This is a genomic window from Alteromonas sp. AMM-1 (genome assembly GCF_047290655.1).
In the GTDB taxonomy this organism is placed as follows: Bacteria; Pseudomonadota; Gammaproteobacteria; order Enterobacterales; family Alteromonadaceae; genus Alteromonas; species Alteromonas mangrovi.
Window position 1 is genome coordinate 1 of sequence record NZ_JBLBUE010000222.1, and the last position, 4,826, is coordinate 4,826.

5 protein-coding genes are annotated in these 4,826 nt (G+C 48.6%); 4 read left to right on the forward strand and 1 reads right to left on the reverse strand.

The features are described from left to right. Positions 1-24: 24 nt before the first annotated feature. Positions 25-1,218 (forward strand): LysR family transcriptional regulator, encoded by a 1,194-nt coding sequence (locus ACLR2L_RS18940; RefSeq protein ID WP_413370422.1) that lies wholly within the window; start codon positions 25-27, stop codon positions 1,216-1,218. Positions 1,219-1,260: 42 nt separating this feature from the next. On the opposite strand, the gene ACLR2L_RS18945 is transcribed toward ACLR2L_RS18940, so the two are convergent. Continuing rightward, the gene (locus ACLR2L_RS18945) at positions 1,261-2,142 is read right to left on the reverse strand and encodes a helix-turn-helix domain-containing protein (protein WP_413370424.1); all 882 of its coding nucleotides are present in this window, start codon (positions 2,140-2,142) and stop codon (positions 1,261-1,263) included. A 121-nt stretch (positions 2,143-2,263) separates the two neighbouring features. Between ACLR2L_RS18945 and pobA the strand changes: the two genes are divergently transcribed. From pobA to ACLR2L_RS18960, 3 genes are all read left to right on the forward strand, one after another. Beyond that, positions 2,264-3,475: a 4-hydroxybenzoate 3-monooxygenase gene (gene pobA / locus ACLR2L_RS18950; RefSeq protein ID WP_413370426.1), complete on the forward strand. Its 1,212-nt coding sequence runs from the start codon at positions 2,264-2,266 to the stop codon at positions 3,473-3,475. A gap of 215 nt (positions 3,476-3,690) precedes the next feature. Then, the gene (locus tag ACLR2L_RS18955) at positions 3,691-4,470 is read left to right on the forward strand and encodes an SDR family oxidoreductase (protein ID WP_413370428.1); all 780 of its coding nucleotides are present in this window, start codon (positions 3,691-3,693) and stop codon (positions 4,468-4,470) included. A gap of 102 nt (positions 4,471-4,572) precedes the next feature. Continuing rightward, positions 4,573-4,826, forward strand: a 254-nt coding sequence (locus tag ACLR2L_RS18960; protein WP_413370430.1) for a metalloregulator ArsR/SmtB family transcription factor, incomplete at its 3' end; no start/stop codon positions are given.

Below are 4,826 nucleotides of genomic sequence, written 5' to 3' on the forward strand. Positions count from 1 at the left end.
ATTAACGAATAAAGGAATCGCGACGTGCAACTGAACATTCGGCACTTACTCAGTGCTTTAGAAATAAAGGAATGCGGCACCGTCACCCAGGCGTCCAAACAGATACATTTGTCGCAATCAGCGCTTACCCAGGCTATTAATAAGCTTGAAGACCAGCTAGATTCCCAGTTATTTGAACGCTCTAACTCAGGCATGTTCACAACGGCGTCAGGCGAACTGTTTTTAGAGCGGGTTAAACGTGCATTCAGTTATTTGGAAACCGCCGCACAAGCCCTGTTCGACACCGACAAAACCAAGCGCATGGCATTCCTGCGCAACGTAACAATTCGACAATTAACCGCCTTGAACACCATTGTTGAACTGCAAAACTACACTGCTGCTGCAGTTCGATTATCACTCACTCAACCTACGTTGGGTAAAACCATCAAGGATCTGGAGCATCTGTCGGAGCAGCGGCTGTTTAACCGTGTGCCCACCGGCGTTGAACCTACGTGGCGAGCCAGGCAATTGAGCAAATTTGCCAGCCTGTTTTTTGCCGAAATCCATCAGGGTGAAGATGAAGTGAAGCGGCTCAAAGGCCAGCGTTCGGGTAGCGTAACAATAGGGAGTCTGCCCCTCGCCAGAACGGCGATAGTGCCTGATACAGTAACCGCTCTGTTGCAAGAATTTCCGGATGCCAAAGTGAGCATTACTGACGGCCCCTACGAAGAACAGCTTAATACCTTGTTACATGGTCAGTTAGATATCATTGTGGGAGCATTGCGAACGGCATCTCCCAGCCATGACATCGAGCAATGTAAGTTGTTTGATGACAGTCTGAGTGTAGTAGCCAGAGTGGGGCACCCTGCCACCGACCTGTTTACCCAGCCCGTTACCCAAACCGACCTGACCCAGTATCAATGGATTGCTCCCAGGCAAGGCACACCCACGCGTGCCGTATTCAGTCAGTTTTTTGAAGCACGTGGGTTAACGCCCCCTCAGGACGTGGTGGAATGCAGTTCCCTGGTTGCAGTCCGAGGATTGCTATTAAACAGCGATCGCATTACGTTATTACCGGCTCGCCAGGTTGCGGTAGAAGTTAAATCCGGCTTGCTGGCGATCAGCGCCCAACCGCTGCCCGACAGTAAGCGGGAAATAGGCTACACCCTTCGCAAACACTGGAAGCCCACGCCTGTACAGGCCAGATTTATCGAATTGCTCACGCAGATAGCCAGGTAATATACCGCTTAACAGAAGCGGGTATTATACCAATTCGCAAGCTCACACCGCATGCTGCTTGCGGTATTCACCTGCGGTTAAACCGGTTTGTTGTTTAAACTGACGACAAAAATACCCTACGTCTTTGTAGCCCAGGGTAAACGCAATGTCGTCGATGCTCTGACGGGTATAAATTAACCGTCGTTTACTTTCATTCATTACACGCTGTCGAATAACCTGCTTTGGGCTGGTTTTCAATACCGTCTGGCAAATTCTGGAGAGTGTGGAGACAGAGATAAACAGCTGATCGGCGTAATCTTTTACGCTATTGTGTTGCTGATATTGTGCATCGATTAACGCCCGGAACTTCACCAGAATTTTAGTTTCCCTGGAACTACTCTCACTGTGTAACGAGGTTAATCGTTGTTGACGGCGCACATTAATAAACAGCAATTGTAGTAAATTACTGATTGCCGCACGCGAGTCTGCCTCCGCATGCTGAATCTCATCGTCAAGCGACAATAATACTTGCCGGAATTGTTCAATATATCGCTCGTCAGAAAATTCTACCGGCTGAGGCGCCCATAAAGCATCATTTGCGGTTGGCACTTCACCTGACGCCGATAATTCAGCTAAAAAATCACTGTTTATCGACAACACAAATCCTTGCGTGTCGGGTTCAAACTGAAAGCCATGCACCACGCCAGGCGGGATCATCACCAGCCAGTTTCCACTGAGAGAATAGCGCGCATCGTCTAGCTCAATGTGCCAGCCATTGCCAAACACACAAATGATTTGTGCAAGTTTATGGTGGCGATGGGGTTTTATTTCCCAACCCAAAATCCGACTGCGCGACACAATACTTTCCAGATGAACACTTCCGGGCTCCCACTGCAAAAAGGTTTCACCGTATAAGTGATAAAAAGGAATCGCATCCCGACTCATTAAAAACGCCACCACAAAAACTTAACATGATTAAAAAGTACAATAATTTGCCTGAAATGTGAATTACCAATTAAGCCTGCGACGTGCACTATGAACACACAAACTTAAGCAGGAGCAAATTATGAAAACCATTCGCACGAAGGTTGCCATTATTGGCGCAGGCCCATCCGGGTTGTTACTGGGCCAGTTGCTGGCTAAACAAGGTATCGACAACATTATTGTTGAGCGCGTTACGGGCGACTACGTACTAGGCCGTATCCGTGCCGGTATTTTAGAACAGGGCTTTGTGGACCTGGTGCGCGAAGCGGGTGTGAGTGAGCGCATGGATCGCGAAGGCCAGGTACACGATGGCTTTGACATTTCTTATTACGGCGAACTGTTCAATATCAATCTGAAAGAACTCACCGGCGGCAAAACAGTAATGTGTTATGGCCAGACAGAAATCACCCGCGATATGATGGAAGCGCGTGCTGAAGCCGGCTTAACGACTTATTACGAGTCGTCGGATGCTGCTATTCACGATGTAACAACCGACTCGCCATACGTTACCTTTTTTAATAACGGTGAAAATTACCGCTTAGACTGCGATGTTGTTGTAGGCTGTGACGGCTTCCACGGCATTTCCCGCAAAACCATTCCGGCCGAAAAGCGCACTGAGCACGAGCGCGTGTATCCGTTTGGATGGTTAGGTTTACTAAGCGACACGCCGCCAGTTAGCGACGAGCTGATTTATTGCAAAACGAAACGCGGTTTTGCACTGGCAAGTATGCGCTCAGAAACCCGCTCTCGTTACTATTTGCAAGTACCGCTGGATCACAAAGTGGAAGACTGGTCTGACGAACGCTTCTGGGATGAACTGAAAAAACGCCTGCCTGAAGAAGCGGCGGCGCGATTGGTAACCGGCCCCAGTATCGAAAAGAGTATTGCACCGCTTCGCAGCTTTGTATGCGAACCTATGCAATGGGGTAATCTGTTCCTGGTAGGTGATGCCGCCCACATTGTACCGCCAACAGGTGCTAAAGGACTGAACCTGGCTGCTTCAGACGTAGCAGCCCTGTACCAGTTACTGTGTAAAGCTTACCGTGAAAACGATAAATCTGTATTAACCCGCTACTCCGAAATCGCCCTTCGCCGGGTATGGCACGGCGAGCGTTTCTCCTGGTGGATGAGTAACATGCTGCACGATTTCGATGAGCAGGAAGTAGGCGGTATGAAAAAGGCGACTTTCGACCACTTTATGTCATCTGAACTAGATTTCTTCCTGAACCACCGTGAAGGACGGCAGGTAATAGCAACTCAATACGTAGGTATGCCCTACGAGAGCATTGAGTAATACCCTTTTTGTAACAATGTGCCCAGGCGCGTATTGACCCAACCAATACGCGCCTTTTTTTATCTGTATTTTTATTCCAACCTAAATTCCTTCTTTTATTACCCAGTAATCAACATTCAGAACCAGGCCTTTCCCACTTTTTTACGCCCCCGGCTACTGCTATTCACGCAAATAATCAGTAACATGCAAACAAGACCTGTGTAACGGAGCAAAGCATGGATTTAGGAATTAAAGGAAAGCACGCCATAGTGTGTGCCTCAAGCCGAGGGCTGGGTCGTGCATGCGCACAAGCCCTGGCTGAAGCTGGCGTAAATCTGGTGATCAATGGCTTAAATGAACAGCGTTTGATTGCGGTAGCAAAAGACATCGAAGAATCGACAGGTGTGAAGGTGATCCCCGTGGCGGCTGACGTAAGCACCGAAGCGGGTCAGCAAGCATTACTGACTGCGTGTCCGGAGCCGGATATTTTGGTTAACAACAATGCCGGACCACCGCTAAAAGATTTCCGCCAGTTAAATAAAGAGGCAATGGTGGAAGGCTTGAATATGAATATGCTTACACCGATCAGCCTTATTCAACGAGTCCTTGATCCCATGGCCCAAAAAGGCTTTGGCCGCATCGTGAATATTACGTCGATGACAGTTAAAATGCCCGTTGCCGGCCTGGATTTATCCAGTGGCGCACGAGCCGGACTAACCGCATTTCTGGCTGGCATTGCCCGCACAGTGGCTGATAAAAATGTCACGATCAACAACATCCTGCCGGGATATTTTGCTACCGACCGGCTCGAAGGTGTATTTAACGCTGGTATGGCGCGCACCGGGCACGATCGCGATACCGTTGCAGCAGAACTCGCTGGCAAAATACCGGCTCACCGATTTGGCGTGCCAGACGAATTTGGTAATACCTGCGCGTTTCTATGTAGCCAATATGCAGGCTACATCACCGGACAAAACATCTTGTTAGACGGTGGATTAAACCCAAGCGCGTTCTAACCTTGGGTTACCATCTCATTCAGTCAACCTGATTCATTTTCAGGTTGACTTACTTCCCAACATATACGATATTTCACATATGTGAAATATCGTATATGTTTTATGGATCCACTCTCTTTTTATAAGTGCATGGCTGAAGACACCCGTCTGAAGACGCTGCTATTGATCACTTGTGTTAATGAAGCCTGCGTATGTGATCTAATAGAAGCGTTGGCATTAGACCAGCCGAAAATCTCACGCCACCTTGCCGAATTGCGAAAATGCGGATTGTTGCAGGATGAGCGTCGGGGCAAATGGGTTTACTACCGTTTGCATCCCGCGATGCCTCAGTGGTCAAAGGCGGTACTGCAGGAAAC

Coding starts and splice junctions, on each gene's coding strand:
- ACLR2L_RS18945 (WP_413370424.1), bottom strand. CDS start 2,142: ATGAGTCGGGATGCGATTCCTTTTTATCACTTATACGGTGAAACCTTT.
- pobA (WP_413370426.1), top strand. CDS start 2,264: ATGAAAACCATTCGCACGAAGGTTGCCATTATTGGCGCAGGCCCATCC.
- ACLR2L_RS18955 (WP_413370428.1), top strand. CDS start 3,691: ATGGATTTAGGAATTAAAGGAAAGCACGCCATAGTGTGTGCCTCAAGC.